The organism is Microbacterium sp. MYb45 (genome assembly GCF_002979655.1).
Classification (GTDB): domain Bacteria; phylum Actinomycetota; class Actinomycetes; order Actinomycetales; family Microbacteriaceae; genus Microbacterium.
This window is the reverse complement of the sequence record NZ_PCPG01000001.1, coordinates 1157910-1183949: the sequence shown is the minus strand read 5'-3', so window position 1 is coordinate 1183949 and position 26040 is coordinate 1157910. Positions and strand designations below refer to the sequence as shown.

The following is a 26040-nucleotide window of genomic DNA, read 5'->3' as shown; positions in this document are numbered from 1 at the left end:
CACTTCACGCTGACACGGATGTAAACGGAAGTCAACAGAAGTGACGCAAGTGAAGGATGTGACTGGAGGGGCGACATGCGATGCCCGTGCAGAGATGAGATAGTGGGCAACGTGTCTGAGAACGTTGCTGGAACCCCTGCCGCCGCTGACGTCGAGTGGCTGACCATGCCCGATCTCGTCGAGGTGCTCGACGAGCCCCTCGGTCGTGTCCGCCGCCTGATCGACGACCACTATCTGGTCGGGTCGCGTCGCAGTGGCACCTTCGCGGTTCCGGCGGTGTTCATCGTCGACGGGCATCCGCTCAGCTCGCTGCGGGGGACGATCATCGTGCTGCAGGATGCCGGCTTCTCCGACGATGAGCTCATCGACTGGCTTCTCACAGAAGAGGAGACCCTCGGTCGCTCGCCGATCGACGCGCTGCTGGCCGGGCACAAGAGCGCGGTCCGGCGGCTCGCGCGCACCCTCGCCTGAGACGGGTTCCGCGTCAGGCGGAGCGGACGGTGGCGGCTCGCGCCAGCTCGCGCAGCTCGCCGACTGCCGCGTTGTCGAGGCGAGCACCCGATAGGGCGCGATCCGCTTCGCGCGCATAATCGGCGATCATCGCCTCCACCCGGTCCAGTGCACCGGAGTCGGTGATGGTGGCCTGCAGGAACGACACCTGCTGCGCGGTCAGCTCCGGGTCGCCGAGCATCTCGTCGAGAAGATTCCGCGCCGACGGGTCGAGGGCCTGCCGGGTGAGGGCGATGAGTACCGTGCGCTTTCCCTCTCGAAGATCATCCCCGGCCGGCTTGCCCGTGACGGACGCGTCTCCGAAGACCCCGAGCACGTCGTCGCGGAGTTGGAAGGCCATGCCGATCGGGTGGCCGAAGCGACGCAGCGCCGCCGTCTGATCGGGCTCGGCGCCGGCGAGGGCCGCGCCCAGGACCAGCGGCTGCTCGATGCTGTACCTGGCGGACTTCAGCGACGCCACGCGCAGCGCTCGCTCGGCATGGAGTCCACCGTCGTTGACGCTCCAGGCCGACTCCTCGGCGATGTCGAGAAACTGCCCCGTGGTCACGTCTCGGCGCATCCTGGCGTATTCGGAGCGCACGTCCCCGGCGTGCGGGAGCCCCTCGAGGGCGGACTCGAGCAGGTCGTCGCTCCAGGCGACGAGGAGATCACCGAGGAGGATCGCGGAAGCGCGGCCGAAGGCCTCAGCATCGCCGGACCAGCCGGCCGAACGGTGCGACTCCTCGAGGGCGCGGTGGGCGGCCGGGCGGCCGCGGCGCGTGTCCGAGTTGTCGATCAGATCGTCATGGACGAGCGCGGCCGATTGAAAGATCTCCAACGCGGTGCAGATGTCCCAGAGGGCATCCGTCTCGGTCGCGGTGCGATCGCTGAATCGGCTGACGGCCCGCCACCCGGCGTGGCAGAACCGGGCGCGCAGCCGCTTCCCTCCTTCGAGCGTGCCGGCAGCGGCATCGAAGAAGGAGGCGGCATCCGGGCCGTACTCCGAGGATTCCTCGCGCATCCGAGTGAGGAATCGGTCGAGGCGTGCGGCGACCGCACCGGGAACGGGGGAGGAAGTCGGCACGACTCCCAGCATACGTAAAGCAAGGGGACGCCGAACTGCTAGCCCCGGACGCCCGGGCGCGCGTAGAATGGAACGCACGATACCCGAGGGGGACGAAATGCCACTCTCCGAACAGGAGCAGCGTCTGCTCGACGAGATGGAACGCCATCTCCTTCACAACGATGCCGACGTGGTCACCGCGCCGTCCGGCGACCGTGCACTGAGCTACCGAAATCTGGTCTACGGGGCTCTTCTCCTGCTCGCCGGAGTCGGCGGCCTCGTCGCCGGCGTCATCCTCGGCGGCGTGTGGGGCATCGTGGTCGGTGTGATCGGATTCGCGGCGATGCTCGCCGGGGTCATGGTCGCCGTCACACCCGTGCGTCGAGCGACTCCCGCCGAGCCGCGAGAGCGTTCCGCCCCGAAGCGTCAGGATTCCGCCTCGTTCATGGACCGTATGAACGATCGCTGGGATCGGCGCCAGGACGGTCACTGACCCCCACAGATTTTCACGACAGAAGCCCGGATGCTGAGCATCCGGGCTTCTGTCGTTAACGCGCGCGCCGCTCGGCTCCTCCACTGAGCCTCCACCTTCCTCCACCGCGGAATTCCGCGGTTCTTCGGCGTGCCCTTCGGGCCGATGGCGCGATATCTGCGGATTGGTCGTAGGTAAGTGGAGGAAAGTGGAGTAAAGTGGGGCGCACCTCGAGTTGGCCGGACGGAGAGGGGGTGGTGGCCGATGCTGCTGGGTACGCACTCACCCAAGCTGGACGACAAGGGACGGGTCATCCTTCCTGCGAAGTTCCGCGAAGACCTCGGCGGCGGCATCGTCGTCACCCGAGGCCAGGAACGCTGCCTCTACGTGTTCAGCACGGCCGAGTTCGAGGCGATGCACGAGCGGATCCGTCAGGCCCCGCTCGCCAACAAGCAGGCGCGTGACTTCATGCGACTGTTCCTCTCCGGTGCAAGCGCGGAGATGCCCGACAGCCAGAACCGCATCACCATCCCCGCGCACCTGCGTCAGTACGCAGGTCTGCAGAAAGAGCTCATCGTCACCGGAGTCGGCGCCCATGCCGAGATCTGGGATGCCGAGAGCTGGAACACCTACCTCGCTGCCGGCGAGGAGACCTACTCGGACCTCGAGCAGGAGGTGATTCCGGGACTCTTCTGACCACGGCTGTGATGCCCCGCCGCTCCCGCCCCGACACACTTCCCCGGTGCCGGGTCGAGAAGCGGAGGGGGATCAGAGCCGAAGGTCACCCCGAGAAAGATCATGAACCTCCGAGACATTCACACCCCCGTACTGCTCGACCGCTGCGTCGAGCTGCTCGCTCCCGCCCTCCAGACGGACGGAGCGGTGCTCGTCGATGCCACGCTCGGCATGGGCGGCCACTCGGAGGCGTTGCTCGAGCGTTTCCCGAACATCCGCCTCGTCGGACTCGACCGCGACACCGACGCCCTGCGTATCGCCGGGGAGCGGCTCGCGCGCTTCAAAGACCGCGTGACGCTCGTGCACACGGTGTACGACGAGATCGGCCTGCACGCCCAGGGGGCCGCGGGCATCCTGTTTGACCTCGGCGTCTCCTCGCTGCAGCTGGATGAGGCCGAGCGAGGATTCGCGTACTCGAAGGATGCTCCGCTCGACATGCGTATGGATCAGACCAAGGGCGTCACGGCGGCCGACGTCATCGCGACGTACAACGAGGGCAACCTGCGTCGCATCTTCGAGCGGTACGGCGAGGAGAAGCTCGCCGGCCGTTATGCGCGCTTCATCATCGATGCCCGGCAGAAGCAGCCGATCACCCGCTCCGGCCAGCTGGTCGAGATCCTGATCGCCGCGACTCCGGCAGCCGCTCAGCGCGCCGGGCACCCGGCCAAGCGTGTGTTCCAGGCCCTGCGCATCGAGGTGAACACCGAGCTCAACGTGCTCGCCGATGCCATCCCGTCCGCGATGGATGCGCTCGGCGTCGGCGGACGCATCGTCGTGATGTCGTACCAGTCGCTCGAGGACCGTCTGGTCAAGCAGGCGTTCGCCGCCGCCGCAGCCTCGACCGCTCCGGCAGGGCTCCCCGTCGAGCTTCCCGAGCATGCTCCGAAGTTCCGCATCCTCACCAAGGGGGCAGAACTCGCCTCCGACGAAGAACGCGCGCGCAACCCGCGGGCGATACCGGTGCGGCTCCGCGCCGCCGAGAAGCTGCGGGAGAGCGCATGAGCCTGAACGCCGTCGTCCGCAAACCGGTCCAGCCGGTCGCCCCGGCGCGAGAGCCCCAACGGAGACTGCAGCCGGTCACCCGACCTGCAGTCCGCCGCAAGCCCAAGCTCGCCTACGCGCTCGTCGCCCTGGGCGGTGCGCTGGCGATCGGCGCGGCCCAGGTCGCGCTGTCGCTCGCGATCACGCAGGACTCGTTCACGCTCGCCGGTCTCTCATCCCAGCAGCGTGAGCTGAGTCTGCAGACGCACGCACTCCAGGAGGAGCTCACCGGTCTGAGCTCACCGCAGGTGCTCGCCAACAGTGCTGCGGGACTCGGGATGGTGGTGGCGGGATCGCCGTCTTACCTGCGTCTGAGCGATGGCGCGGTGTTCGGCACCGGGGCGGGAGCGGACTGGACGTCGACCGTGAACCCGGGCGGAGCGGGTGCGGTGAGCAACTCACTGATCGTCAAGCCCGCGCCGACGGAGACGAAGACGGCAACAGATGACGGCCCCTCGGACGCGACGACCCAAGATCTGCCGCCGGCGATCACCGACGGACTCCCGAGCCCCACCACACGCTGAACGCCCACGATCGACGGAGAGACCCATGACGACACGAGCCACCCGCGGACCGCGGCGACGCACCGTCGTCGCCCTCGCCGTCATCCTGTCCGTGCTGGCGGCCTTCGTGGTGCGTCTGGTCGACATCCAGGTCGTGAGCGCCGACGAGCACGTCGCTCAGTCGCTCACCAAGATCGGCGCGGGCGACAAGATCCCGGGTCAGCGCGGATCGGTCGTCGACGCCGGTGGAACGGTCCTCGCCTCGAGCGTGCTCGTGTACGACGCGCAACTCAGCCCGCTCGTCATCAACCAGTTCGAAGAGAAGGACCCGAAGGTTCCCTGGGCGGAAGCGTCCGAGAAGATCGCGGCGATCACCGGGCAGACCGGCGACGAGGTCCGCGCGCTCGTCGCCGATGCACTCGCGAAGGATTCGCAGAGTCAGTACGCACCGCTGAAGAAGTCCCTCACCACCGAGCAGTACATCGAGCTGCGTGACCTGAAGCTCGCCTACCTCCACATGGAGGGACGGGAGACCCGGGTGTACCCGAACGGCGCGGTCGCCGGCAACATCCTCGGCTTCCTCGACGGCTCCGGAACGGCGCAGGCCGGTGTCGAGCAGCTGGGCGAAGAGTGCCTGGCGCCGATCGACGGCGAGGAGTCCTATCGCCGCGGCGCGAACGGCGTCGTGATCCCGGGAAGCGAGCGCACGGTGGATGCCGTGGACGGCGGCTCGGTGCAGTTGACCATCAACAGCGATCTGCAGTGGTACCTGCAGCAGATGGTCGGCGAAGAGGCGCGCAAGCAAGGAGCGAAGGGCGGCACCGTCACCGTCGTCGAGGCGAAGACGGGGAAGATCCGTGCGGCGGCGGAGTGGCCGTCCCTGGACCCCAACGACCTCGACTCCTCGACACCCGAGACGCGATACAGCCAGATCTTCCACCGGGACTTCGAGCCGGGATCGACGTTCAAAGCCATCACCGCCGCCGCCGTCATCGAAGGCGCAGGGCTGACGCCCCTGAGCACGGTCACCGCGTCGTCGCGGGAGACATTCCCCAACGGCGCCGTGATCAACGATGCGTTCAACCACCCGGCGTACAACTACACCCTCGCCGGTGGACTCATCGACTCCTCGAACGTGGCGCTGTCGAAGTTCGGCACCAAGGTGAGTCCCGAGGTGCGCTACGACTACCTGGAGCGGTTCGGGGTCGGCGACAAGACGATCGACTTCCCCTCCGAGGTCGGGGGAACACTGCACCCGGTCAGCGAATGGGACAGCCAGTCGCTCTACACGACGACCTTCGGCCAGTACTACACGGTCACAGCGGCGCAGCTCGCCGGCGCGTACCAGGCGATCGCCAACGGCGGCGAGAAGATCGATCTCTCGCTGGTCGAGTCCTGCACCAAATCGGACGGCACCGTCGCCGCGCCCGACAAGCCGAAGCACGAGCAGATCATCGAGAAGCAGACCGCGGCCGAGATCACCCGGATGCTCGAGAACGTGGCCGTTCAGGGCGGTAACGCCGAGCGGATCCAGGTGCCCGGCTACCGTGTGACCAGCAAGACCGGTACCGCTCAGGTCGCAGACCCCGTCAACGGCGGCTACAAGAACGGCGTGTACTACACCAGCATGGTGGGCTTCGCGCCGGTGGACGATCCCCAGTACGTCGTCGTGGTCACCCTCGATGAGCCGACTAAGGTTGTATCGTCCGCGGCCACCGCATCCGCCTTCCAGAAGGCGATGACGCAGGTGATGAAAACGTATCGCGTGATGCCGTCCTCTGTCCCGATGGACGAGCTCCTTCCCAAGTTCGGATAGTCGGCGAGAGCCGCGCATGGAGATGAAATGATCGCCCTGACGCTCGCTGAGATCACCGCCGCAGTGAGCGGTGATCTGCGCGTGGCCGGAGAAGACACGGCCGAGACCGTCGTCGACGGCCTCGTCGACACGGACTCGCGGACGATGGTTCCCGGCTCGATCTTCGTCGCGAAGCCCGGCGCGGAGACCGACGGTCACCAGTTCGTGGGAGCTGCTGTCGCGGCCGGCGCCGTGCTGGCGATCGTGGAGCACCCGGTCGATGTCCCCGTCAGCCAGATCGTCGTCGCCGACGCCGTCGCGGCGCTGGGAGAGCTGGCCAGAGAGGTCGTGGCTCGCGTGCGTGCCGGCGGCTCCCTCCGCATCATCGGGATCACCGGATCCAACGGCAAGACCACCACGAAGAACTTCCTCGCACGCATCCTCGAGGGTGAGGGCGAAACCGTCGCGCCGGTCAAGTCGTTCAACAACGAGGTCGGCGCCCCCGTCACGATGCTCCGCGTCACCGAGAACACGCGGTTCCTGGTGAGCGAGTTCGGGGCGGCGGCACCGGGCAGCATCGCGCACCTTGCCGGTCTCGTCGAGCCCGACGTGGCCGTCGTGCTCATGGTCGGCATGGCGCACGCCGGCGGATTCGGGGGGATCGAAGCCACTGCGAAGGCGAAGGCCGAGCTCGTCGAAGCGGCTCGCGTGCCCGGGACCGCCGTTCTCAACGTCGACGACAGCAGGGTCGCCGCCATGCAGGAGCTCGCCGAAGCGCGTGGCCTGCAGGTCGTCGGCTTCGGGCAGGGTCCGAGTGCCGATGTCCGCGCGCACGACATCTCCGTTTCCGCCTCCGGCACGACCTGCACCGTCGAGGTCGGCGGTGACCGCCTGACGCTGCGCCTGCGGGTCCTCGGTGCGCATCACGTGTCCAACGCGCTGGCAGCCATCGCCGCAGCGCTCGTCGTCGGCGTCACGCCCGCAGACGCGGTCGCGCGTCTGGAGACGGTCGAGATCGCCGAGCGGTGGCGCATGCAGCCGCTGGGCAGCGACCGTGTGCGGATCATCAACGACGCCTACAACGCGAGCCCCGATTCCATGGCCGCTGCGCTGCGGACTCTCGCGCAGATCACCGGGCCGGAGGAGCGCACCGTCGCCGTTCTCGGCGCGATGACCGAGCTCGGAGAAGGTGCGGGGGAGGAGCACGACCGTATCGGTCTGCTCGCGGTGCGGCTCAACATCCAACGCATCGTCGTCGTCGGCCCTGAGGCGCGGCGGCTCTACCTCGCTGCGGTCGGCGAGGGCTCCTGGGACAGTGAGGCCATCCACCTGGCCGACCAGGACGCAGCCTTCGAGTACCTGCGCACCGAGCTCCGCGACGGTGACCGTGTACTCGTGAAGTCATCCAATTCCGTGGGCCTCCGGCATCTCGGCGATCGTCTGGGAGAATTGTTCTCGTGAGGTCTCTCATCATGTCGGCGGCGATCTCGCTCGCCTTCACCCTGTTCCTGACTCCTGTCTTCCTCCGACTCTTCCGGAAGTGGGGCTGGGGGCAGGTCATCCGCACCCCGGAGTCGGTGCACAATCCGAGCCACGAGGCGAAGCGCGGAACCCCCACCATGGGTGGCGTGATCTTCATCGTCGGATCCATCGTCGGCTACTTCACCGGCGTGCTGGTGAGCGGCGAGGTGCCGGCACTCTCGGCGATCCTGGTGATCTGGCTGATGGTCGGCTTCGGCGCCGTGGGCTTCATCGACGACTACATGAAGGTGCGCAGCCAGCGCAGCCTCGGGCTGTCCGGCTGGCGCAAGGTGATCGGCCAGTTGCTGGTCATCATCCCCTTCGGCATCGTCGCTCTGAACTTCCCGAACAGGTGGGGGCAGATGCCGGCGAGCCCCGCGATCTCGCTCTTCCGCGACATCACCTGGCTCAACCTCTTCGCCTTCGGCGTCGTCCTCGGCTGGATCCTCTACCTCGTGTGGATCTCGATCATCGGCGTCGCGACCTCGAACAGTGTGAACCTGACGGATGGTCTCGACGGTCTCGCCGCCGGGGCCGGAGTCATCGTCGTCGGCGCCTACAGCGTGATCGCGTTCTGGCAGTTCAAGCAGCCCTGCATCGGCGGTGATCCCGACGCCCTCGGCGGTTGCTACGAGGTGCGCGACCCGTTCAACCTGGCCATCATCGCGGCATCGGTCGCCGCCAGCCTCATCGGGTTCCTCTGGTGGAACGCACCCAAGGCGAAGGTCTTCATGGGTGACGTCGGCTCGATGGCGATCGGCGGCGTGATCACCGCGATGGCGATCCTGACCCGCACCGAGCTTCTCCTGCTGGTGATCGCCGGCGTGTTCGTCCTGTCCTCCGGCTCCGTCATCCTGCAGCGGGCGTACTTCAAGATCACGCGCGGCAAGCGGCTGTTCCTGATGAGTCCCTTCCATCACCACCTCGAGATGCGCGGCTGGTCCGAGGTCACGATCGTGGTGCGCATGTGGATCATCGCCGGACTCCTTGCGGTCTCGGCGGTCGGCCTCTTCTACGTCGAGTGGCTCACCCGTGTCGACTGATCGCCTGAGCGGACTCACGAGCTGGAACGCCGATTGGCGTGATCTCCGCGTCGCCGTGCTCGGCTTGTCGATGACGGGCTTCTCGGTGGCCGACACTCTCGCAGAGCTCGGTGCGGAGGTGCTCGTCCTCAGCGAGTCCGCAGAAGAGGAGTATGCGCGTCTGCTCCCGGTGATCGGTGCCGCGCTCGAGCTCGGCCCCCTGGCCGAGGTGCCGGCCGCACTGGTGGACTTCGCCCCCGAAGTGGTGATCGCCTCGCCCGGTTTCTCGCCGTCGCACTCCGTGATCCGCTGGGCCCAGGCGTCGGGAATCGCGATCTGGGGCGATGTCGAACTCGCCTGGCGTGTCCGTGACAAGGTGCTCCGCTCCGACGGAACGCCGGCTGATTGGGTGCTCATCACCGGGACCAACGGCAAGACGACCACGACGCAACTCACGGCCTCGCTGCTGGTCGAGGGTGGCCTTCGTGCGGCGCCCTGCGGCAACATCGGCGTACCCGTCCTCGACGCGGTGCGGGATCCCGCCGGCTTCGACGTGCTCGTGGTCGAGCTCTCCAGCCACCAGCTCTGGTACCTCGGCCAGTCGCGGCCCGAGGGTGAGCTCTTCCCCTACGCGGCCGTGTGCCTCAACCTCGCCGACGACCACCTGGTGTGGCACGGCAGCGCCCAGGCATATCGCGACGCGAAGGCCGTGGTCTACCGCAACACCCGCGTCGCCTGCGTCTACAACAAGGCCGATGAGGCGACCCGGCTCATGGTCGAAGAGGCCGAGGTCGTCGAAGGAGCCCGCGCGATCGGTTTCGATCTCGGCATCCCCGGACCGAGCGACCTCGGCATCGTGGAGGGGCTCATCGTCGACCGCGCCTTCCTCGACGACCGCGCACGTAGCGCTCTCGAGCTGACGACCATCGCGGCCCTGGACGAGGCCGGGCTCGCGGCTCCGCACATCGTCCAGAACATCCTCGCCGCCAGTGCTCTGGCGCGGTCACGGGGAGTCGAACCGGAGGCGATCCACACGGCGCTGCAGAATTTCCGGCTGGACGCGCACCGCATCCAGGTCATCGCGCGGCATGCGGGCGTCACCTGGGTTGACGACTCCAAGGCCACCAATCCGCACGCCGCCGCGTCGTCGCTGCGGGCCTACCCCGGCGCGGTGTGGATCGTCGGGGGTGACTTGAAGGGCGTCGACATCGCCGATCTGGTCGCCGATGTCGGTGCCACGGCGCGAGCCGCTGTCGTGATCGGGGTCGAGAGGGACTCCGTGGTCGCGGCATTCCAGCGACACGCGCCGTCGGTACCGGTGTTCGAGGTCGATGCTGGCGAGACTGGACAGGTCATGAACCGTGTCGTGGAGATCGCGTCGGGGATCGTCGAAGGCGAGGGCACAGTCCTGCTGGCCCCGGCGGCGGCATCGTTCGATCAGTTCTCGAGCTACGCGGATCGAGGTCACCGTTTCGCCGAGGCGGTGCGTGACTGGATAGACCGGGGGAGCGCCGATGACGCAGGTGTCCCGCCCTCCGCGCTCTGAGTCCGGCGGACTCGCCGCCAGGGTGTCGCTCGGACGCCGGTTCACGCCGGTGTCGACCGAGTTCCTCCTCATCGCGTCGACCGCCCTGCTGCTGACACTCTTCGGCCTGGTCATGGTGCTCTCCGCGACCAGCGCGACCGCGGTCGCGAGCGGAGCCGATCCGATGGGCGGCGTCCTCCGCCAGGGCGTGTTCGCGCTCCTCGGAGTCCCGCTGATGTTCCTGATCAGCCGTCTACCCGTCGCGTTCCTGAAGAAGATGGCGTGGCCCGCGCTGTTCGGCGCCGTCGCCCTGCAGCTACTCGTGTTCACCCCCCTGGGGATCGAAGACGGCGGCAACCGGAACTGGATCGACATCGGCGGCTTCACGCTGCAGCCCTCCGAGTTCCTGAAGCTCGCACTGGCTCTGTGGATCGCCGCGGTGCTGCTGCGCAAGCAGGCCATGCTCGGCACCTGGCACCACGTCTTCATCCCCGTGATCCCGGTCGGGGCGCTGGCGATCGGTACCGTGCTCGCCGGCAAGGACCTCGGCACCGCGATGGTGCTGGTGCTCATCCTGCTGGGCTGTCTCTTCTTCTCGGGCGTCAAGCTTCGCCTGTTCATCATCCCGGTGGTGATCGGCATCGGCGCGGTCCTCGCCTACGCGCTGTCGAGCCAGGACCGGATGCGGCGCATCACGGCGACCTGCGACAACATGGCGCTGTACGAGAGCGACTGCTACCAGTCCATCCACGGCATCTGGGGGATGGCATCGGGCGGGATATTCGGGCTCGGACTCGGCAACTCCCAGGAGAAGTACGGCTGGCTGCCCGCCGCCGGCAACGACTTCATCTTCGCGATCGTCGGGGAAGAGCTCGGGCTGATCGGCTGCATCGTCGTTCTGGCGCTGTTCACGTTCTTCACGGTCGGTGCCTTCCACGTGATCCGGAAGACGCCGGATCCCTTCATCCGCGTCGCGGCCGGCGGAATCACGGTGTGGATCGTCGGTCAGGCCGTGCTCAACATCGGCGTCGTCATCGGTGTGTTCCCGGTGATGGGAGTCCCGCTCCCGTTCATGTCTCAGGGAGGCACGGCACTGCTCGCCGTGCTGATCGCGTGCGGGGTGCTGCTCGCCTTCGCGCGCACCATTCCCGTGGTCGAGAAGCCCTCAGCCGAGCGGGGTAGGGTCACCAGGTGACCTCGTACCTCCTCGCCGGCGGTGGCACCGCCGGCCATGTGAACCCCCTGCTCGCCGTCGCCGACGCACTTCGTGAACGCGACGCCGATGCCACCGTGCTCGTGCTCGGTACGGCCGAGGGGCTCGAGTCCCGGCTGGTGCCCGCTCGAGGCTACGAATTGCTCGTCGTCGACAAGGTCCCGTTCCCGCGTCGTCCGAACCGCCAGGCCGCGGCCTTCCCGATGCGGTTCCGCAAGGCGATCGCTCAGGTGCGCGCGCACATCCGCCGACACGGCGTCGATGTCGTCGTCGGATTCGGGGGCTACGCATCCGCACCCGCCTACGTGGCTGCGCGGCGCGAGGGCGTGCCGTTCGTGGTGCACGAGGCCAACGCCAAGCCCGGTCTCGCCAACGTGCTCGGGGCCCGCCGTGCCGCGGCCGTGGGCGTGGCGTTCGAGGGCACGCCGCTCCGGGGTAGCGAGACGGTCGGGATGCCGCTGCGCCAGGAGGTCATCACGCTCGATCGTGCGGCGACGCGCGCGGAGGCCGCGGAGTACTTCGGTCTCGACCCGGATCGCCCGGTGCTGCTCGCGTTCGGCGGCTCGCTCGGTGCTCAGCGCCTCAACGAGGCCCTCGCGGACTCCTGGCGCGATGTCCTCGCAGCCGGGTGGCAGCTGCTGCATGTGACGGGTGAGCGCAGCGATCTCGCCGATCCGGGCGTCGAGGGGTACGCGCTGCGGCGCTACGTCGACCGCATGGATCTGGCCTTCGCGCTGGCGGACCTGATCGTGTCGCGGTCCGGCTCGGCGACGGTCAGCGAGATCAGTGCGCTGGGCATCCCCGCCCTCTACGTGCCGTACTCGGTCGGCAACGGCGAGCAGCGCCTGAACGCGGCGTCTGCGGTGGCGGCAGGAGCGGCCGAGCTTCTCGACGACGCGACGTTCGACGGCGACGCCGTACGGCGGATCGTCGTGCCGGTCCTGGGAGACAGGGACAGGCTCGACCGGATGTCCGCCGCGGCCGAGACGGCGGGCACCCGCAACGGCACCGAGAACGTGATCGGGTTGATCGACCGCGCACTGGACGCGGTCTGACACGGTCGACGACACCGAAGAAAAGTAGACTGAAGCGGACATGATCAGACCCGACCTCTCCCTCCCCATTCCCGAGACGATCACCGCTGCGCACTTCATCGGCATCGGCGGTTCCGGCATGAGCGGCCTCGCGAAGATGTTCCTCGACGCGGGTATCCGCGTCTCCGGCAGCGACCGTGCGGACAGCGATAATCTGCGCGCCCTGGCAGCCGCCGGGGCGACCGTGCACGTCGGCCACGACGCCGCCCACCTCGGTGATGCCGACACCGTCGTGCACACGGGCGCGATCTGGCCCGAGAACCCCGAGTTCGTGACGGCGAAGGCTCGCGGCCTGCACGTGATCCACCGGTCGCAGGCGCTGCATTGGCTGATCGGTTCGCGGCGGCTGGTCTCGGTCGCCGGTGCCCACGGGAAGACCACCTCGACCGGGATGATCGTCACGGCGCTGCGTGAGCTGGGCGCCGACCCGCACTTCGTCAACGGAGGCGTCATCGAGCAACTCGGCACCTCGAGTGCCACGGGCACGGGCGACCTGTTCGTGGTCGAGGCCGACGAGTCCGACGGCACTTTCCTGCTCTACGACACCGCGGTCGCGCTCATCACCAACGTCGATCCCGACCACCTCGACCACTACGGCTCGGAAGAGGCATTCCACGACGCTTTCATGCGGTTCGCCGACGCGGCCACCGAAGCCGTCGTCATCTCGAGCGACGACGCCGGTGCACTCCGCGTCGGTGCAGGGCTGTCCCACCCGAACGTGCTCACGTTCGGCCAGGCGGAGAACGCCGACGTGCGCGTCACCGACATCGTCGCGGCCGGACCGGTCGCCGCGACCATCAGCCAAGGGGATGAGCAGGCGCGCATGCAGCTCGCGGTCCCGGGCGTGCACAACGCGATCAACGCGGCCGGAGTCGTCGCGGTGCTCCGAGCACTCGGGTACCCGCTCGTCGACGCCGTGCGCGCGGTCGAGGGCTTCGCCGGGACCGTGCGCCGCCTGGAGCAGCACGGCGTCGAACGAGGCGTCACGGTCTACGACGACTACTCGCACCATCCGACGGAGGTGCGGGCGGCGCTCGAGGCCATGCGCAGCATCGCGGGGTCGGGACGGATCATCGCGATCCAGCAGCCGCACACCTACTCCCGCACACAGCACATGTATCAGGAGTTCGCCGACGTCCTCGAGGAGTTCGCCGATCACACGGTGATGCTCGACGTGTACGGCGCTCGCGAAGACCCCGTCCCCGGTGTCACGGGCGAGCTGGTGAGCACGGCGTTCCGCGATCCGTCGCATGTGCACTTCGTCGCCGACTGGCAGCAGGCGGCCGACTACACCGCCGCGGTGGCCCGTGACGGCGACTTCGTCGTGACGCTCGGCTGCGGCAACGTCTACCAGATCATCCCGCAGGTCCTGGATTCGCTGCGCCGGACCGACGAGGCGTAACGATGCGCCGTCCCGCACCGCTTCCGTCCGCACCGGAGAGCCCGGTGGAGAAGGGCGACGCGTCAGAAGCACGGGCACGTCACGGACGGCGGAGCGACCGCAGCGGGGTGCGGTCCGAACCGGATGGGTCGGTGCCGGAGCCTCCGGCCCACGACGGATTCTACGCTGCTGGCGCGGACGAGCCGGAGCCGACCTCGACCAGGGACGTGTGGCGTGCAGCACGGGCCAGACGTAAGGCTCTCCGCTCCGAGATCCGGCGCTTCACGCAGCGCTCCCGGCGTCGGCGGATCGTCTGGCTGAGCAGTATCGGCGCCGTGGTCCTGCTGATCGGGGGCAGTGTCGCGGCCGCGTACAGCCCGTTGTTCGCCGTGGAGAAGATCTCCGTGGTCGGGGCCGCGAGCCTCGACCCCGCCGTCATCGAGGCGGCCCTGGGCGACCAGCTCGGCACACCACTGGCGCTCGTGGACACCAGCGAGGTGAAGGCTGCGCTGCTGGCGTTCCCGCTCATCGAGACCTACGCACTCGAAGCGCGTCCTCCGCACGACCTCACGGTGCGGATCGTGGAACGCACGCCGGTCGGCGTCATCCGATCGGGCGCCGGGTACACCCTCGTCGATGCCGCAGGAGTCGCCCTCTCGACCACGGCCGATCAACCGGCGGGACAGCCGGTGATCGAGGTCGACGGCGGCGTGGAGTCGCGTGCTTTCCAGAGCGCCGGTCTCGTCGTGCGCGCGCTGCCGGCAGATGTCCGTGCCGCTCTCACAGGCGTGCGTGCCACGACCGCGGACGATGTGACCCTGACCCTCGATTCCGGGCTGACCGTGGTCTGGGGAAGTGCGGAGGAGTCTGCGCTCAAGGCGCTCGCCCTCTCGGCAGCCATGGTCAAGAACCCGGACGCCGCCTCCATCGACGTCACTTCTCCTGAGGTAGCCGTCGTCGGCTGACGCCTTTCGAGGTCGAGCCGACGGCTTTCCCGGGGGAATGGCGCGACACGCCCAGGCGATTGCGCGCGCGCAGGCAGGCGGCGCTTACCTTCGATCAAAGAGAACGCAATACCGGGAAATACTTTACACCTCTAGTTGAGGTTTAAGGTTCACCCTTTTCCAGGCTCGAATAATCGGAGGCCGGCCATGAGCCAGAACCAGAACTACCTCGCCGTGATCAAGGTCGTCGGCGTCGGCGGTGGCGGCGTCAATGCCGTCAATCGCATGATCGATCTCGGTCTCCGCGGAGTCGAGTTCATCGCCGTCAACACCGACGCGCAGGCGCTGCTGATGAGCGACGCCGACGTCAAGCTCGATGTGGGCCGTGAGCTCACCCGCGGCCTCGGTGCCGGCGCGGACCCCGAAGTGGGTCGACGCGCCGCGGAGGATCACGCCGAGGAGATCGAGCAGGCCCTGACCGGCGCCGACATGGTCTTCGTGACCGCCGGCGAAGGCGGCGGAACCGGAACCGGAGGCGCCCCGGTCGTCGCTCGCATCGCGAAGTCCATCGGCGCCCTCACCATCGGTGTCGTCACCAAGCCGTTCTCCTTCGAAGGTCGCCGCCGTCAGAGCCAGGCGGAGGCCGGTGTCGCCAAGCTCAAGGAAGAGGTCGACACCCTCATCGTGGTGCCGAACGACCGTCTCCTCGAGATCAGCGATCGCGGCATCTCGATGATCGAGGCCTTCGCCACCGCCGACCAGGTTCTGCTCGCCGGTGTCCAGGGCATCACCGACCTCATCACGACCCCGGGTCTGATCAACCTCGACTTCGCCGACGTCAAGTCGGTCATGCAGGGCGCAGGTTCGGCGCTCATGGGCATCGGCTCCGCTCGCGGCGCCGACCGTGCGATCAAGGCCGCAGAGCTCGCCGTGGAGTCGCCGCTCCTCGAAGCATCCATCGAGGGAGCGCACGGTGTGCTGCTCTCGATCCAGGGAGGATCGAACCTCGGCATCTTCGAGATCCACGATGCCGCCGACCTCGTCAAGGAGGCCGCGCACCCCGAGGCGAACATCATCTTCGGTACGGTCATCGACGACACCCTCGGTGACGAGGTGCGCGTGACCGTGATCGCCGCCGGGTTCGACGGGGGAGAGCCCTCGCTGCGCCTCGACCCGATGGTGGTCTCGCGTCCGTCGGCTGCGACGCTTCCCGAGGTGTCCCTCCCGGAAGAGTCCGAGACGAAGAGCGAGCCCGCACAGGCCGAGCCCGTGCACCAGCGGGTGCCCGCCACGAGCATCGAGCCGGCCTTCGCCGACGACGACATCGACATCCCCGAATTCCTGAAGTGACCTCGGCGGTCGACGGCCAGGAGCCATCGGGCCTGGCTGCGCGGCTGGCGGCGATCGACGAACGGATCGCCGCCGCCGCGCGTGCCGCAGGCAGAGATCCAGAAGAGCTCACCAGGATCGTGGTGACGAAGTTCCACCCGGCATCGCTCGTGCGCGACCTGCATGCGATCGGTGTGCGCGCGGTCGGCGAGAACCGACAGCAGGAGCTGTCGGCCAAGCAGGCTGAGCTCGCCGCCCTCGACCTGGCCTGGCACTTCATCGGCCAGGGGCAGACCAACAAGGCGGCGGCCATCCGTCGCAGCGCCGATGTGGTGCACTCGGTCGACCGAGACCGGTTCGCCGATGCCCTGCACAGAGCCGCCGACGGCGACGATGTGCTCGACGTGCTCGTGCAGGTCAACCTGACGGATGATCCGGGTAGAGGAGGCGTGGCCCCCGCCGATGCGGTCGGTCTTGTCGAGCATGTGCTCGCCCTGCCCTCCCTGCGTCTGCGCGGCGTGATGGCTGTCGCTCCTCTCGATGAGGAGCCTGCTGCCGCATTCGCTCGGCTGCGCGACGTCTCCGACGTCGTCCGAGCCACCGCCCCTGACGCGACTTGGATCTCGGCCGGGATGACCGGCGACTTCGCCGAGGCGATCGCCGCCGGCGCGACACACCTGCGGATCGGCTCCGCAATCACCGGACCCCGGCCCGACCGGGGTTAACCTGTGAAAAGACCAGCCCCAAACGTTCGAACCGGAGGACACGATGGGTAACCCGCTGAAGAAGACCATGGTGTATCTCGGCCTCGCCGACGAGGAAGAGGTCTATGAGGAAGAGGCGCAGGCTCCTGCCCGCGCTCACCGCGAACGTGACCGTGACCGCGAGGAGCCGGCACCGGCCCCCGTCACGCCGTTGCGCCGCCCTGTCGCCGTCCGCCAGCCGTCTGCAGGAGCCGTGAACGAGATCCTCACCGTCCACCCGAAGCAGTACCGCGACGCACAGCTGATCGCCGAGAGCTTCCGTGAGGGCGTCCCCGTCATCATCAACCTCTCCCAGATGAGCGATGCCGACGCGCGTCGCCTCATCGACTTCGCGAGCGGGCTCTCCCTCGGTCTGTACGGCCGTATCGAGCGCGTCACTTCGAAGGTGTTCCTTCTCTCGCCGGAGAACATCGCGGTTTCGGGCCACGGGGGCATCGCACACGCAGACGCTGAGTCTGCGGGCTTCGACCAGTCGTAGCCCGTGGAGCTGGTCTCCGTCGCAGCGAGCATCGTCCACCTGGTGCTGCTGCTGTACATCTTCGTGCTCTTCGCGCGCCTCATCCTGGACTACATCCCGATGTTCAATCGGGAATGGCGTCCGAAGGGTTTCGGTCTGGTCGCCGCTGAGGCCGTCTACACGGTCACCGATCCACCCATCCGGTTCTTCCGGAGGCTCATCCCACCGCTGCGGATCGGCTCGCTGTCACTCGACTTCGGGTTCACACTCACCCTGTTGGTGGTGCTGATCCTGATGAACATCGTGCGGCTTTTCATCCGCTGAACTCCGCCCGCTCCGTGTGTCGGGCACGCCCCGAGTTCGTGTTCTCTGGGTGTCGCGACATCGCGGGGCTGAGGCGCGGGGGCTATGCTGGCACCCAGGTGCGCGCCCCGGGTTCGCGCCACATCACGACCACGCCATACATCGATACTGGCATTCGAACTCATCGAAAGAGGAGCCACTCATGGCACTTACCCCGGATGACGTCGTCACCAAGCAGTTCCAGCACGTCCGATTCAAGGACGGCTTCGACCCGGACGAGGTGGACGACTTCCTCGACGAGATCGTCATCGAGTGGCGCAAGGCTCTCGAGGAGAACGTCGAGCTGAAGGCCAAGCTGGCCGCGTACGAGTCCGGTGCTGCCCCCGAGGCCGCCGCGCCCGCCGCTGCACCCGTCGCGACCGAGGCCCCCGCGCCCGTCGCCGAGGTTGCTGCCGAGCCCGCACCGACCGGCTCCGCCACCGCGACTGCCGGCATCATCGAGCTCGCGCAGCGTCTGCACGACGAGCACGTGGCCGAGGGTGAGGCGAAGCGCAATGCGCTCATCGCCGAGGCCGAGACCGAGGTGGCCCGCATCCGCACCGAGGCCGAGGCGAAGCAGCGCGAAGAGTCGGCACGCCTGGAGCGTGAGCGCAACACGCTCGAAGCCCGCATCACCGAACTCCGCAACTTCGAGCGCGACTACCGCTCGCAGCTGCGCGGCTACATCGAGGGCCAGCTCCGCGAGCTCGACGAGAAGTCGGCATCGACGGACTCCACGCCCGTCTCCGCGATCGGTCTGTAAGGCGCCCCTTGTCAGGACGCCCGCCCCTTCGTCGGTCGGCGGCCGGTGCGATCGTTGCGATTCTCGCAGCGCTCGTGCTGGCCGCCGATCAGTTTGTGAAGTACCTCACGATCGAGAACCTGCCCCTGCATGAGCCGGTTCCGGTTCTCGGCGAGTTCCTTCAGCTGTACTACGTCCGCAATCCCGGCGCGGCATTCTCGCTCGGGTCCGAGGTGACGTGGATCTTCACGATCGCCCTCGCGGTGGTGGCCTCGATCATCATCTGGAAGGCGTTCGGGATCAAGTCCCGACTGTGGGCCGTCGTTCTCGGCTGCCTGCTCGGCGGTGTGCTGGGCAACCTCACGGACCGTCTGCTCCGCGAACCCGGTTTCCCCGTGGGGCACGTCGTCGACATGATCTCGATGCCGTGGATGATGCCCGCGATCTTCAACGTGGCAGACGTCTTCATCGTGACCGGAATGATCTCGGTCGCCCTTCTCGTCGTGTTCGGGCTCCGCTTCGACGGGACGCGCGAGCGTGACCACGCCGTCATCGAGACCGAGGAAGAAGCCGAAGCGGCTGCTGTGGCCGCTATGGTCGCGACCGAGACGGATGCCGAGTCGGCCGATGCGGACGACGCGGCGGCGGACACCGTCGGCGCGGATCGCTCGATCGACGACGATGCGCCCTCGGAGGGTGCGGCTCCCGCATCCGAAGGACGCTGACCGTGGAGTCGCGGTCTCTGCCGGTGCCCGACGGTCTGGACGGCACTCGCGTCGACGCGGCGCTGGCGAAGCTCATGGGCTTCTCGCGTACCTTCGCCGCCGACGTCGCCGCAGCAGGCGGTGTGCGCTTGGACGGCGTGACACTCGACAAGTCCGACCGCCTCCGCGGCGGCGGCTGGCTCGATGTCGAGTGGCAGCCGAAGGAAGCACCGAAGATCATTCCGATCGCGGTGCCCGAGCTCGGCATCGTGTACGACGACGACGACATCGTCGTGGTCGACAAGCCCACCGGCGTCGCGGCGCATCCGTCGGTCGGTTGGGAGGGGCCGACCGTGGTCGGCGCTCTTGCCGCCGCGGGATTCCGCGTCGCCACGAGTGGCGCTCCCGAGCGTCAGGGCGTCGTGCATCGGCTCGATGTCGGCACCAGCGGTCTGATGGTCGTCGCGAAATCCGAACACGCCTACACGGTGCTGAAGCAGGCGTTCAAGGATCGTACGGTCGAGAAGATCTATCACGCCGTGGTGCAAGGGCACCCCGACCCGCTCGCCGGGACGATCGACGCGCCGATCGGGCGCCACCCGAACCACTCCTGGAAGTTCGCCGTCGTTCCCGACGGCAAGCCCTCGGTCACCCACTACGAGACGCTCGAGGCGTTCCCCGGTGCTTCGCTCCTCGAGATCCATCTCGAGACGGGGCGCACCCACCAGATCCGTGTGCACATGGCCGCCCACCGGCATCCGTGCGTCGGTGATCCACTGTACGGAGCCGACCCGACCATGTCGGCCCGCCTCGGACTCACGAGACAGTGGCTTCATGCGCATCAGCTGGCGTTCGCGCACCCGGCGACGGGGGAGTGGGTGCAGTTCGAGTCGCCGTACCCCGAGGACTTCCGGCACGCGCTGGACGTGCTCCGCGGCGAATAGCCCGCGCTTCATCGACGCGATGTCTGCGTCGTGCGCCACACTGATCGCATGGGCATCGAGGTTCGACCAGCAACGGAGTTCGACGATGTCGCGACGCTCGTCGGCCCGAAGAAGCCGACGTCCAACGTGTGCTTCTGCCTGAGCTATCGCATCGGCAGCAAGGAGAATGTGGCGCTGCGCGGGTCGCAGCGCGCTGATCGCGTGCGCGAGCTGTGCCATCAGGATCCGCCACCTGGGGTCATCGCCTACCTCGATGACGAGCCGGTCGGCTGGGCGGCGCTGCATCCGCGGCGCGACACGAGCTTCGCACGCAATCGGCTGATCCCGCACGTCGACGAACTCGATGTGTGGTCACTGTGGTGCTTCCGCGTAAGGCCAGGGCATCGGAAGCAAGGGATCACGCACGCGCTGATCGACGGTGCCGTGGCCTACGCGAGGGAGTGCGGCGCGCCGGCGATCGAGGGGTATCCCGTCGACAACGGCGGGGAGAAGGTCAACCTGACGATGGCGTACGTCGGCACGCGCGCGCTCTTCGAGAGCGCAGGATTCGTGAAGGCAGCCGACACGGGCTCCGTCCTCGACGGGTTCCCGCGGGTGCTGATGCGGCTCGATCTGGGCACTTCACGGAAGGCGTCGAAGAAAGCGTGAACCGTTTTCGTGAATCGCCCCAATACTCAGTGTGAGCACGGACAGCGAGATCATCCAGCGGTCGCTCGAAGAACCCGGGGTCTTCTCCGAGATCTTCGAGCGGCACGTCCGACCCGTCGGTGGGTACATCCGGCGACGGGTCGGGGCGCACGCCGTCGACGATGTTCTGAGTGAGACGTTCCTCGTCGCATTCCGGCGGCGTTCGTCGTTCGGCCTCGGGACGGAGTCGGCGCGGCCCTGGCTGCTCGGCATCGCGACCAGGGTGGTGAAGAGCCATCGGGCTGCGGAAGCGCGGCAGTGGCGCGCATTCGAGGCTTCGGCATCAGCGGAGGAGGTCGCCGTGGAGACTCCGCAGGTCGCCTCCGAGTCGCGGATCGATGCCGATGCCGCTCTGCGAGCGCTGGCCCCGCGGATCGCGGCCCTGGCGGCGAAGGATCGCGACACCCTGCTGCTGCATGCGTGGGGCGACCTCACGTATGAGCAGATCGCCGCTGCGCTGGGCGTGCCGGTCGGAACCGTGCGGTCCCGACTGAATCGCGTTCGTCGCAAGCTCGCGCCGCCGGGCTCGCACGGAGCAGCCCGACTGACATGGATGGCGAAGGAGGAGAGCGATGCAGCTTATGGAACAAGTTCGTGAGATCGGGATCGATGAGTCCCGTGTGGATGAAGACACCGTTCTCGCTGCGCGACGGGCGCTGACGCGAGAGATGGCGCGGAGTGCGCGTCCGGAGCGAGCGCGGCCGTCGCGACGACGCACGTGGACCGGGATCGGTCTCGGTGGTCTCGTGGCCGGAGTAGCCGTGACCGCGGTCGTGGCCGGTTCTGTCATCGCGCCACCGAACGCACCTGATGCGGCCGCAGCCGAGGTGCTGGAGCGTGCGTCAGCGGTGACATTCGATGCGGAGGACACCACACTCGTCCCCGGGCAGTACCTGCGGATCGAGACCGTCGGTGAGTACCTCCATTTCTGGAAGGCCGAATGGGCCGATGATGATGACGAGAACACGTTCGCGTTCAACGCCTCGCGAGACGGCGGCGACGCCGCCGTGCTGGAGCGCGACACGCGCGTGCTCTACGTCCCGGCCGACCGGGCAGGTGACTGGTTCTACGACTGGGGCTCCTCCGAGGTCGTGGACTCCTTCGGACCCCGTGGCGCGGAGGCAGCACGGGAATGGTCGTCCTCGCCCGGCTCCGCGATTCGTGGACGCGGCACGATCGAGACGCTCCCGGCGGGCGAGTATCTCGCCGTGGGAGGCGACGAACCGCCGATGCCGTACCTGGCGGACCAGTACCGGCCGTATTACGACGATATGCCGAGGGATCCTCAGACGCTGCTCGATTGGCTCCGCGCGCAGTCGGGGATGACGGGGGAGGAGGGGGACCGCTGGCTCGTGGCGAGTCTCAGCGACCCGTCGGCGATCAACCTGATGCCGGCCGACCTGCGCTCGGCGTTCTTCCTCGCGATCGCGCTGATCCCCGGATTCGAGGTGGTGGCGGAGGAGGGTTCGACGGCGACGCTGCAGTACGTCGTTCCCGGCCACCGGACGACGGAGATCGCGATCGATACCGAGCAGGGCCTCGTCGACTCGATCTCGGAGAATTACGGAAGCGGAGGACCTGCAGGCGACACGGTCGACTCCGTCACCACGGTGCGCACCTCCGTCGTGGACTCCGCGCCCCAGGGCTAGCGGCCGAGGCTGAGCCCCGACACCGACCTGCGGTGTCGGGGCTCCGCCGTAGACTCGAAGGCATGGCATCCGACTCCTTCGTCCACCTTCATGTGCACAGCGAGTACTCCATGTTGGACGGTGCGGCGAAGATCAATGCGATGACCCAGGCTGCCGCCGATTACGGCATGCCGGCCATCGCGGTGACCGATCACGGCAACACCTTCGCGGCGTTCGAGTTCTACAACGCGGCGCGGAACGCGGGCATCAAGCCCATCATCGGGCTCGAGGCGTACATGACGCCGGGCACACACCGCAGCGACAAGACGCGCGTGCAGTGGGGGTCGCCCGACCAGAAGAGCGACGACGTCTCCGGCTCGGGCGCTTACACCCACATGACGATGTGGAGCCAGAGCACCCAGGGCATGCACAACCTCTTCCGGATCAGTTCACGGTCGAGCATGGAGGGCTACTACTTCAAGCCCCGCATGGACCGCGAGCTGCTCCAGACCTATGGCAAGGGCATCATCGCGACGACGGGGTGCCCGTCTGGCGAAGTGCAGACGCGGCTCCGGCTGGGGCAGTACGACGCGGCACGGGCGGCGGCGGCAGAGTTCCAGGACATCTTCGGCAAGGAGAACTACTTCGCCGAGATCATGGACCACGGTCTCTCCATCGAGCGTCGGGTGATGACCGATCTGCTCCGCCTCGCGAAAGACCTGAACATCCCGCTGGTCGCGACCAACGACTCGCACTACACGCATCAGCACGAGGCCGATGCGCACGAGGCTCTGCTGTGCGTGCAGTCGGGCTCCACCATGGACGACCCGAACCGCTTCAAGTTCGACGGCGACGGCTATTACATCAAGACCGCCGCGGAGATGCGGCAGCTGTTCCGCGATCACCCCGAGGCCTGCGACAACACTCTGTTGATCGCCGAGCGCTGCGAGGTCGAGTTCGACACCTCGGCGAACTACATGCCGCGGTTCCCGGTGCCGGACGGCGAGACCGAAGACAGCTGGCTCATCAAAGAGGTCGAGGCGGGCCTGCACTACCGGTACCCGGGTGGCATCCCCGACAAGGTGCGCAAGCAGGCCGAGTACGAGACCGGCATCATCCTGCAGATGGGCTTCCCCGGGTACTTCCTGGTCGTCGCCGACTTCATCAACTGGGCCAAGGACAACGGCATCCGCGTCGGTCCCGGACGTGGCTCCGGTGCCGGTTCCATGGTCGCGTACGCGATGAAGATCACCGACCTCGACCCCCTCGAGCACGGCCTGATCTTCGAGCGCTTCCTGAACCCCGACCGCGTCTCGATGCCCGACTTCGACGTCGACTTCGATGATCGCCGTCGTGGCGAGGTCATCGACTACGTCACGGAGAAGTACGGCTCGGAGCGCGTCGCCCAGATCGTCACCTACGGCACCATCAAGTCCAAGCAGGCGCTGAAGGATGCGGGCCGCGTGCTCGGCTTCCCGTTCAGCATGGGGGAGCGTCTGACCAAGGCGATGCCGCCGCCCGTCATGGGCAAGGACATGCCCCTCGACGGTATGTTCGACTCGGCGCACCCGCGGTACAAAGAGGCGAGCGAGTTCCGTGCGCTGATCGAGACCGACCCCGAGGCGAAGACGGTCTTCGACCGCGCGCTCGGTCTCGAAGGTCTGAAGCGTCAATGGGGCGTGCACGCCGCCGGCGTGATCATGTCGTCCGACCCGCTGCTCGACATCATCCCGATCATGAAGCGGGAGCAGGACGGTCAGATCGTCACGCAGTTCGACTATCCGTCGTGCGAGTCGCTCGGCCTGATCAAGATGGACTTCCTGGGGCTCCGTAACCTCACGATCATCTCCGACGCGCTCGACAACATCCGCACGAACCGTGGCGAGGAACTCGACCTCGAGCACCTCGGCCTCGATGATCCCGGGGTGTACGAACTGCTCGCGCGCGGCGACACCCTGGGTGTCTTCCAGCTCGACAGTCCGCCGCTGCGCTCGCTGATGCGCCTCATGAAGCCCGACAACTTCGGTGACATCTCGGCCCTCATCGCCCTCTACCGCCCTGGCCCCATGGGAGCGAACTCCCACACGAACTACGCGCTGCGCAAGAACGGTCTACAGGAGATCACGCCGATCCACCCTGAACTCGAGGAGCCTCTGGCGGAGATCCTGGAGGAGTCCTACGGCCTCATCATCTACCAGGAGCAGGTGATGGCGATCGCTCAGGCGGTGGCCGGATTCAGCCTCGGACAAGCAGACATCCTGCGCCGAGCGATGGGAAAGAAGAAGAAGTCCGAGCTCGACAAGCAGTACGAGGGCTTCGCGGGGGGCATGAAGCAGCGCGGATTCGGAGAGGCGGCGATCAAGGCCCTCTGGGACATCCTGCTTCCGTTCTCGGACTACGCGTTCAACAAAGCCCACTCCGCCGCGTACGGCCTCGTGTCGTACTGGACCGCCTACCTCAAGGCGCACTATCCCGCCGAGTACATGGCGGCACTGCTGACCAGCGTCGGTGACTCGAAAGACAAGATGGCGCTGTACCTCAACGAGTGCCGTCGCATGGGCATCAAGGTGCTCCCTCCCGACGTGTCCGACTCGATCAACTACTTCGCGGCCGTCGACGATGACATCCGCTTCGGTCTCGGCGCTGTGCGCAACGTCGGCAGCAATGTCGTCGACGGCATCGTGCGGGCTCGAAAGGACGAGCGGTTCACCTCGTTCCATCACTTCCTCGACAAAGTCCCTCTGCACGTCTCGAACAAGCGCACCGTCGAATCGCTGATCAAAGCCGGTGCCTTCGACTCGATGGGGGACTCGCGGCGGGCTCTCATGGAGGTACACGAGGACGCGGTCGAGGCAGCCGTCGACCGTAAGCGCAATGAGGCCCAGGGAGCGATCGGTTTCGATTTCGACAGCCTCTACGACGGCATGGAAGAGGCGGCTCCCGCCAAGGTGCCTGCCCGCCCGGAGTGGATCAAGAAGGACAAGCTCGCCTTCGAGCGGGAGATGCTCGGCCTCTACGTCTCCGATCACCCGCTCGCGGGCCTCGAGGTCCCGCTGGCCAAGCACGCGTCGATCTCGATCCACGACCTCAACAACTCCGAGGACCTTCAGGACGGCGATCAGGTGACGGTCGCCGGACTCGTGACCAGCGTGCAGCACCGCGTCGCCAAGGCCAGCGGAAACCCCTACGGCATGATCACCGTCGAGGACTTCAACGGCGAGGTGACCGTGATGTTCATGGGGAAGACCTACACCGAGTTCCAGCACACGCTGCAGCAGGATGCGATCCTCGCTGTCCGCGGACGAGTCTCCCGACGTGACGACGGGCTCAACCTGCACGCCCAATCGGCGTTCGCGCCCGACATCGGCTCGTTCGATGCGGCGGGTCCGCTGTCGCTCGTCCTCGCCGAGCAGCGCGCGACGGAGCGGGTGATGACCGAGCTCGCCGAGGTGCTTCGCCGCCACAACGGCGATACCGAAGTGCTGCTCCGCGTGCATCGAGGGGGGACCGCGAAGGTCTTCGAAGTGCCGATGCCGGTCAAGGTCTCCGCAGACCTCTTCGGTGACCTCAAGTCACTGCTCGGACCCACCTGTCTGGGGTGAGCGGGTAGGATCGTGAGCCGTCGGCAGCACGACGAACACCCCC

The 26040-nt window shown here is 67.4% G+C and carries 25 protein-coding genes; 24 read left to right on the top strand and 1 reads right to left on the bottom strand.

Features of this window, described 5'->3' with window-relative positions; translation table 11 throughout:
- The first annotated feature begins 102 nt into the window (after window positions 1–102).
- Window positions 103–471: an Rv2175c family DNA-binding protein gene (locus CQ034_RS05685; protein ID WP_331280457.1), complete on the top strand. Its 369-nt coding sequence runs from the start codon at window positions 103–105 to the stop codon at window positions 469–471.
- Window positions 472–484: 13 nt separating this feature from the next.
- On the opposite strand, the gene CQ034_RS05680 is transcribed toward CQ034_RS05685, so the two are convergent.
- On the bottom strand, window positions 485–1573 hold the full coding sequence (locus tag CQ034_RS05680) for a polyprenyl synthetase family protein (RefSeq protein ID WP_258134076.1): 1089 nt from the start codon (window positions 1571–1573) through the stop codon (window positions 485–487).
- A 97-nt stretch (window positions 1574–1670) separates the two neighbouring features.
- Here CQ034_RS05680 and CQ034_RS05675 point away from each other — a divergent pair, with 97 nt between their 5' ends.
- The 23 genes from CQ034_RS05675 to dnaE all read left to right on the top strand — a co-directional run bounded on the left by CQ034_RS05675 (window position 1671) and on the right by dnaE (window position 25997).
- Window positions 1671–2045, top strand: a complete 375-nt coding sequence (locus tag CQ034_RS05675) for a DUF3040 domain-containing protein (RefSeq protein WP_029261552.1) — start codon at window positions 1671–1673, stop codon at window positions 2043–2045.
- A gap of 243 nt (window positions 2046–2288) precedes the next feature.
- Entirely contained in the window at window positions 2289–2720 is a 432-nt protein-coding gene (mraZ, locus tag CQ034_RS05670; protein WP_029261553.1) for a division/cell wall cluster transcriptional repressor MraZ, read from the top strand.
- A gap of 102 nt (window positions 2721–2822) precedes the next feature.
- Window positions 2823–3761, top strand: a complete 939-nt coding sequence (gene rsmH, locus CQ034_RS05665) for a 16S rRNA (cytosine(1402)-N(4))-methyltransferase RsmH (protein WP_105710196.1) — start codon at window positions 2823–2825, stop codon at window positions 3759–3761.
- Window positions 3758–4324 (top strand): hypothetical protein, encoded by a 567-nt coding sequence (locus CQ034_RS05660; protein ID WP_105710195.1) that lies wholly within the window; start codon window positions 3758–3760, stop codon window positions 4322–4324. The genes rsmH and CQ034_RS05660 overlap by 4 nt, the downstream gene beginning before the upstream one ends.
- Before the next feature lie 25 nt (window positions 4325–4349).
- A complete protein-coding gene (locus CQ034_RS05655; protein ID WP_105710194.1) occupies window positions 4350–6119 on the top strand; it encodes a penicillin-binding protein 2 in 1770 nt (589 codons plus the stop codon).
- A gap of 27 nt (window positions 6120–6146) precedes the next feature.
- Window positions 6147–7559, top strand: a complete 1413-nt coding sequence (gene murF / locus CQ034_RS05650; protein ID WP_105710193.1) for a UDP-N-acetylmuramoyl-tripeptide--D-alanyl-D-alanine ligase — start codon at window positions 6147–6149, stop codon at window positions 7557–7559.
- Window positions 7556–8662: a phospho-N-acetylmuramoyl-pentapeptide-transferase gene (mraY, locus tag CQ034_RS05645; protein ID WP_029261558.1), complete on the top strand. Its 1107-nt coding sequence runs from the start codon at window positions 7556–7558 to the stop codon at window positions 8660–8662. Before murF ends, mraY begins: the two co-directional genes overlap by 4 nt.
- Window positions 8652–10187: a UDP-N-acetylmuramoyl-L-alanine--D-glutamate ligase gene (gene murD, locus CQ034_RS05640; protein ID WP_105710192.1), complete on the top strand. Its 1536-nt coding sequence runs from the start codon at window positions 8652–8654 to the stop codon at window positions 10185–10187. Before mraY ends, murD begins: the two co-directional genes overlap by 11 nt.
- Entirely contained in the window at window positions 10156–11361 is a 1206-nt protein-coding gene (ftsW, locus tag CQ034_RS05635; RefSeq protein ID WP_029261560.1) for a putative lipid II flippase FtsW, read from the top strand. Before murD ends, ftsW begins: the two co-directional genes overlap by 32 nt.
- Entirely contained in the window at window positions 11358–12434 is a 1077-nt protein-coding gene (locus CQ034_RS05630) for a glycosyltransferase (RefSeq protein ID WP_105710191.1), read from the top strand. Before ftsW ends, CQ034_RS05630 begins: the two co-directional genes overlap by 4 nt.
- 40 nt (window positions 12435–12474) lie before the next feature.
- On the top strand, window positions 12475–13875 hold the full coding sequence (gene murC, locus CQ034_RS05625) for a UDP-N-acetylmuramate--L-alanine ligase (protein WP_105710190.1): 1401 nt from the start codon (window positions 12475–12477) through the stop codon (window positions 13873–13875).
- 131 nt (window positions 13876–14006) lie between these two features.
- A complete protein-coding gene (locus CQ034_RS05620; protein ID WP_258134073.1) occupies window positions 14007–14819 on the top strand; it encodes an FtsQ-type POTRA domain-containing protein in 813 nt (270 codons plus the stop codon).
- Between the two features lie 186 nt (window positions 14820–15005).
- Entirely contained in the window at window positions 15006–16148 is a 1143-nt protein-coding gene (ftsZ, locus tag CQ034_RS05615) for a cell division protein FtsZ (protein WP_029261564.1), read from the top strand.
- Entirely contained in the window at window positions 16145–16852 is a 708-nt protein-coding gene (locus tag CQ034_RS05610; RefSeq protein WP_105710188.1) for a YggS family pyridoxal phosphate-dependent enzyme, read from the top strand. The genes ftsZ and CQ034_RS05610 overlap by 4 nt, the downstream gene beginning before the upstream one ends.
- A 43-nt stretch (window positions 16853–16895) precedes the next feature.
- Window positions 16896–17369, top strand: coding sequence for a cell division protein SepF (locus tag CQ034_RS05605; protein ID WP_029261566.1), 474 nt, complete (start codon window positions 16896–16898; stop codon window positions 17367–17369).
- Between the two features lie 3 nt (window positions 17370–17372).
- Window positions 17373–17672: a YggT family protein gene (locus tag CQ034_RS05600; protein ID WP_029261567.1), complete on the top strand. Its 300-nt coding sequence runs from the start codon at window positions 17373–17375 to the stop codon at window positions 17670–17672.
- Between the two features lie 181 nt (window positions 17673–17853).
- Entirely contained in the window at window positions 17854–18453 is a 600-nt protein-coding gene (locus CQ034_RS05595) for a DivIVA domain-containing protein (RefSeq protein WP_105710187.1), read from the top strand.
- Between the two features lie 8 nt (window positions 18454–18461).
- Window positions 18462–19157, top strand: a complete 696-nt coding sequence (gene lspA, locus CQ034_RS05590; RefSeq protein WP_105710186.1) for a signal peptidase II — start codon at window positions 18462–18464, stop codon at window positions 19155–19157.
- Between the two features lie 2 nt (window positions 19158–19159).
- Window positions 19160–20080, top strand: coding sequence for an RluA family pseudouridine synthase (locus CQ034_RS05585; protein WP_105710185.1), 921 nt, complete (start codon window positions 19160–19162; stop codon window positions 20078–20080).
- 48 nt (window positions 20081–20128) lie between these two features.
- Window positions 20129–20728 carry a GNAT family N-acetyltransferase gene (locus tag CQ034_RS05580; RefSeq protein ID WP_105710184.1) on the top strand — a complete coding sequence of 200 codons (600 nt, stop codon included), beginning with the start codon at window positions 20129–20131 and terminating at the stop codon, window positions 20726–20728.
- Between the two features lie 31 nt (window positions 20729–20759).
- Complete coding sequence (locus CQ034_RS05575) at window positions 20760–21365, top strand: RNA polymerase sigma factor (RefSeq protein WP_105710183.1); 606 nt, start codon at window positions 20760–20762, stop codon at window positions 21363–21365.
- A gap of 22 nt (window positions 21366–21387) precedes the next feature.
- Window positions 21388–22416, top strand: a complete 1029-nt coding sequence (locus tag CQ034_RS05570) for a hypothetical protein (protein ID WP_146114800.1) — start codon at window positions 21388–21390, stop codon at window positions 22414–22416.
- A 62-nt stretch (window positions 22417–22478) separates the two neighbouring features.
- A complete protein-coding gene (gene dnaE, locus CQ034_RS05565) occupies window positions 22479–25997 on the top strand; it encodes a DNA polymerase III subunit alpha (RefSeq protein WP_029261576.1) in 3519 nt (1172 codons plus the stop codon).
- Window positions 25998–26040 lie beyond the last annotated feature (43 nt).

Excerpts from the sequence above, each read along its gene's own strand:
- CQ034_RS05675 (WP_029261552.1), top strand. The coding sequence starts at position 1,671 with ATGCCACTCTCCGAACAGGAGCAGCGTCTGCTCGACGAGATGGAACGC.
- mraZ (WP_029261553.1), top strand. The coding sequence starts at position 2,289 with ATGCTGCTGGGTACGCACTCACCCAAGCTGGACGACAAGGGACGGGTC.
- rsmH (WP_105710196.1), top strand. The coding sequence starts at position 2,823 with ATGAACCTCCGAGACATTCACACCCCCGTACTGCTCGACCGCTGCGTC.
- CQ034_RS05660 (WP_105710195.1), top strand. The coding sequence starts at position 3,758 with ATGAGCCTGAACGCCGTCGTCCGCAAACCGGTCCAGCCGGTCGCCCCG.
- CQ034_RS05655 (WP_105710194.1), top strand. The coding sequence starts at position 4,350 with ATGACGACACGAGCCACCCGCGGACCGCGGCGACGCACCGTCGTCGCC.
- murF (WP_105710193.1), top strand. The coding sequence starts at position 6,147 with ATGATCGCCCTGACGCTCGCTGAGATCACCGCCGCAGTGAGCGGTGAT.
- ftsW (WP_029261560.1), top strand. The coding sequence starts at position 10,156 with ATGACGCAGGTGTCCCGCCCTCCGCGCTCTGAGTCCGGCGGACTCGCC.
- murC (WP_105710190.1), top strand. The coding sequence starts at position 12,475 with ATGATCAGACCCGACCTCTCCCTCCCCATTCCCGAGACGATCACCGCT.
- ftsZ (WP_029261564.1), top strand. The coding sequence starts at position 15,006 with ATGAGCCAGAACCAGAACTACCTCGCCGTGATCAAGGTCGTCGGCGTC.
- CQ034_RS05605 (WP_029261566.1), top strand. The coding sequence starts at position 16,896 with ATGGGTAACCCGCTGAAGAAGACCATGGTGTATCTCGGCCTCGCCGAC.
- CQ034_RS05595 (WP_105710187.1), top strand. The coding sequence starts at position 17,854 with ATGGCACTTACCCCGGATGACGTCGTCACCAAGCAGTTCCAGCACGTC.
- CQ034_RS05580 (WP_105710184.1), top strand. The coding sequence starts at position 20,129 with ATGGGCATCGAGGTTCGACCAGCAACGGAGTTCGACGATGTCGCGACG.
- dnaE (WP_029261576.1), top strand. The coding sequence starts at position 22,479 with ATGGCATCCGACTCCTTCGTCCACCTTCATGTGCACAGCGAGTACTCC.